Annotated in this window: 5 protein-coding genes and 1 pseudogene; 4 read left to right on the forward strand and 2 right to left on the reverse strand. The window is 69.2% G+C overall.

Translation table 11 applies throughout. The features are described from left to right. The 3 genes and pseudogenes from ACIKT0_RS14695 to dnaQ all read left to right on the forward strand — a co-directional run. Positions 1 to 438, forward strand: a pseudogene (locus ACIKT0_RS14695) (shikimate dehydrogenase); the annotation flags it as partial. A gap of 26 nt (positions 439 to 464) precedes the next feature. After that, positions 465 to 1049 (forward strand): dephospho-CoA kinase, encoded by a 585-nt coding sequence (gene coaE, locus ACIKT0_RS14700; protein ID WP_407106064.1) that lies wholly within the window; start codon positions 465 to 467, stop codon positions 1047 to 1049. A 3-nt stretch (positions 1050 to 1052) separates the two neighbouring features. Continuing rightward, a complete protein-coding gene (gene dnaQ, locus ACIKT0_RS14705) occupies positions 1053 to 1754 on the forward strand; it encodes a DNA polymerase III subunit epsilon (protein ID WP_407106061.1) in 702 nt (233 codons plus the stop codon). A gap of 10 nt (positions 1755 to 1764) precedes the next feature. On the opposite strand, the gene secB is transcribed toward dnaQ, so the two are convergent. Together secB and ACIKT0_RS14715 are read right to left on the reverse strand one after the other, a co-directional pair. Then, positions 1765 to 2232, reverse strand: coding sequence for a protein-export chaperone SecB (gene secB / locus ACIKT0_RS14710; protein WP_183394891.1), 468 nt, complete (start codon positions 2230 to 2232; stop codon positions 1765 to 1767). Between the two features lie 125 nt (positions 2233 to 2357). Continuing rightward, on the reverse strand, positions 2358 to 2813 hold the full coding sequence (locus tag ACIKT0_RS14715; RefSeq protein ID WP_407106062.1) for an FxsA family protein: 456 nt from the start codon (positions 2811 to 2813) through the stop codon (positions 2358 to 2360). A gap of 177 nt (positions 2814 to 2990) precedes the next feature. On the opposite strand from ACIKT0_RS14715, the gene ACIKT0_RS14720 reads away from it, so the two are divergent. After that, a partial coding sequence (locus ACIKT0_RS14720) for a Tim44/TimA family putative adaptor protein (RefSeq protein WP_407106063.1) occupies positions 2991 to 3774 on the forward strand: 784 nt, incomplete at its 3' end.

A 3774-nucleotide genomic window follows, 5' to 3' on the forward strand; every position in this document is an offset into this window, starting at 1 on the left:
GCCCGCGCGGTCGCAGCCGCGCTCGCCGAGCGGGACTTCGCGCGCATCGCAGTGGTGAACAGGACCGCGTCCCGCGCCTTCGAGGTCGCTCGCCTCGCGGGCCGGTCAGGCGAGGCCTACGGGCCCGACGATCTGCCCGAACTGCTGGCGGAGGCGGACCTTCTGGTCAACGCGACGTCGCTCGGCATGACGGGCAAGCCGCCGCTGGAGATCGAGCTCGCGCCGCTTTCCCGCACCGCAGTCGTGACCGATCTGGTCTACGCGCCGCTCGAGACCGATCTGCTGGCGGCCGCCCGCGCCCGGGGAAACGTTGTGGTCGACGGCCTCGGCATGTTGCTCCATCAGGCGGCGCCCGGCTTCGAGCGCTGGTTCGGCGTTCGGCCGGAGGTCACGGATGAACTGCGCCGGATCATCGTGGACGACCTGCTCGCCCGATGAGCGAGGCGGATGACGCGACCCCCGACATGCTCGTCATCGGCCTGACCGGCTCGATCGGCATGGGGAAGAGCACGACCGCCAGGCTGTTCGCGGAGGAGGGCGCCGCCGTGCATGACGCCGACGCGGCGGTCCACGCGCTCTACAGGGGAAAGGCTGCGCCGCTGATCGAGGCCGCGTTCCCCGGCACGACGCGTGACGGCGAGGTGGACCGAAAGGAGCTGGGGACGAGAGTGCTCGGCGACCCCGCGGCGCTCGCGAAACTCGAGGCGATCGTCCATCCTCTGGTGCGCGAGGCGGAAGCCGAGTTCCTGCGCGACGCCCGCGCGAGAGGCGTGCGGGTGGCGGTGCTGGACATTCCGCTGCTGTTCGAGAGCGGTCGCGCCGGGCAGATGGACGCGGTCGTGGTGGCGAGCGCCGGCGAGGCGGAGCAGCGCCGCCGGGTGATGGAAAGACCGGGAATGACGGAAGAGACCTTCCGGAGCGTGCTCTCGCGGCAGATGCCCGACGCCGAGAAGCGCGCCCGCGCGGACATCGTCATCGATACCTCGGGCGGCGTCGACGACGCGCGCGCCCAGGTGCGCGCGGCCCTCGCGCGCCTTCTGGGACGCTGACGCATGCGGGAGATCGTTCTCGACACCGAGACGACGGGGCTCGATCCGCTGACCGGCGATCGGGTGGTCGAGATCGGCTGCGTGGAGCTCCTCAACCGCATCCCGACAGGCGCGACGTTCCACGTCTACCTCAACCCTGAACGCGACATGCCCGAGGAGGCTTTTCGCGTTCACGGGCTGTCAGCCGAGTTCCTGTCGGACAAGCCGCGTTTTGCGGATGTGGCGGACGACTTCCTGGCGTTCGTCGCCGAAGGCGCGCTGGTGATCCACAACGCCTCGTTCGACATGGCGTTTCTGGACGCCGAACTGAAGCGCCTCGGCCGCGCGCCGATCGGTCGGGAGCGCGTGGTCGACACGCTGATGCTGGCGCGTCGCAAGAATCCGGGCGGCGCCAACTCGCTCGACGCCTTGTGCCAGCGCTACGGGATCGACAATTCGCGCCGGACCAAGCACGGCGCTCTGCTCGACAGCGAGATCCTCGCCGAGGTCTATCTCGAGCTGCTGGGAGGCCGGCAGGCGTCCCTGGGGCTGTCGCATCTCGCCGGCCGGGCGCTGGCGCGCGGCGCTGGCGTGGCGGCCCGGCCGACGCCGCTCGCACCGCGTCTGACGGAGGCCGAGGTCGCGGAGCATCTCGCCTTCGTGGCGACGCTCGGCGGCGAACCGATCTGGCGGGAGTACATGGCCGCCGCCGAGGCGGCGGCCTGAGGCCTGAAGCTCAGGCGTTGCCCTGAGCTTCTTCGGCGCGTGCGCGGTAGAGAGCCGCGAAATCGACCGGATCGATCATCAGCGGCGGGAAACCGCCATTGCGGACCGCGTCGGCGACGATCTGGCGCGCGAACGGGAACAGCAGGCGCGGGCACTCGATCATCACCACCGGATGCAGCTGCTCCTCCGGAATGTTGATGACCCGGAACACGCCGCCGTAGGACAGGTCGACGCGGAAGACGAGGCTGTCGTCATCCTTGGCCTGGCCTTCGATCGCGAGCTCGACGTCGAAATCCGCCTCGCCGACCTGACGCGCGTTGACGTTGACCTTGATCTCGATCTGCGGCGCGGTCGTGCGCGGCGCGAGGGAGCGGGGCGCGTTCGGGTTCTCGAACGACAGATCCTTGACGTACTGCGCCAGGACGTTGATGGCGGGGGCGTTGTTCTCGCCCGCGGGCGCGCCGTTGTTGCTGGCCATGCGTCTCGTCTCTATCGGCTCGAGGGAACGTCGGGCGCATCACATGAGGCCGCGACGGTGGCGCGGCGTAGCATGACGTTCGCGCGCGTCGCAAGGCGGTCAGGAGCGTCCCGACGAAGAGCCTGTCAGACTTCCCGCCTGCCGCTGGGCTGCACTTCGCGCCACTCTTGCCGGTCGAGGTCGAGCATCTCGGCCCGGCCGGGGCTCGGCTCGCGTCGCGGACTCCGCGGCGGCACGGGCTCCGCGCCGCCGATCAGCCGACGAAGCCGCTCCCGTACCTCCGGCACGAGGGCCAGAACCCCGAGCGCGTCCGTGATGAAGCCCGGAATGGTGAACAGCAGGCCGGCGAGACCGCGGAGGCTGTGCGACTTGTCGAGCGCGATCGACATCAGACCGCCGCCGCCGCTGCGGGCCCGGACCTTCGCCTCGCTGAACAGCGAGCCGAGCATCGCGACGCCGATCAGCGAGATGCCGAGCTGAAGCAGGACCGCCTTGCCGAAGCCGATGGCGCTCCCCACCAGCACGAACGCGATCAGCTCCGCGACCGGCAGGATGAGTATCATAGCGAGGATGCGAGGCATGACGTGTCCGTGAAGATCCTTGATGCCGAACGACTTAGGCCATCATGTGGGAGCTGATGTGCGTGTGATTCAAGCGCTGCCGCGATAGCGTGACTGGAATCGGGCGCCGCGTTCATCACATATAGGGTGCTACAGCGAAAATCGCCGTAAGCACGGCCCGACAGACTGCGAGACGAGATGAGCGACGGCTTCGACATCTACACTGTGATCATTCTCGTGCTGGCGGTGTTCATCTTCCTCCGGCTGCGGTCGGTTCTGGGCACCCGGACCGGCAACGAGCGGAGGCCGAGCGACCCCTTCGTGGGCCGCCCGCAGGTCAAGCCCGAGCCGGCGAACGACAAGGTGATTCCGCTGCCGCAGCGGAACTCCGAGCCGCAGCGGCCAACGGCGGATGCCGTTGAGCCCGAGCCGGGACCGCGCTGGGCGGGCCTCGTCGAGGCTGACAGCCCCGCGGCGCGCGGCCTCGACCAGATCGCGCAGGAGGAGAACGGCTTCGACGCCCGTGGCTTCGTGGCCGGAGCGCGCGGCGCCTATGAAATGATCGTGACGGCCTTCGCGGCCGGCGACCGCAAGACCCTGAAGCCGCTTCTGGCCCGCGACGTCTTCGAGAGCTTCTCGAACGCGATCGCCGAGCGCGAGAACCGCGGCGAGACGATGGAGTCGAACTTCGTCTCGATCGACAAGTCCGAGATCACCGGGGCCGAGGTGGTGGGGCGGACGGCGCAGATCACGCTGCGCTTCGTCTCGAAGCTCATCACCGTGACCCGCGACCGCGGCGGCGCGGTGATCGACGGAAGCCCGACCGAGATCGTCGACCTCGTGGACGTGTGGACCTTCGCCCGGGAGCTCAACTCCCGCGATCCGAACTGGCGCCTGGTGGGAGCCTGCCGAAGACATCGGCCAAAAAGGCAAAGCATTGCTCCGCCAGCGACGCAGACCGGATCGTCGCGCGCGCTTACGC

Source organism: Hansschlegelia beijingensis (assembly GCF_045505405.1).
GTDB classification, from domain to species: Bacteria; Pseudomonadota; Alphaproteobacteria; order Rhizobiales; family Methylopilaceae; genus Methylopila; species Methylopila beijingensis_A.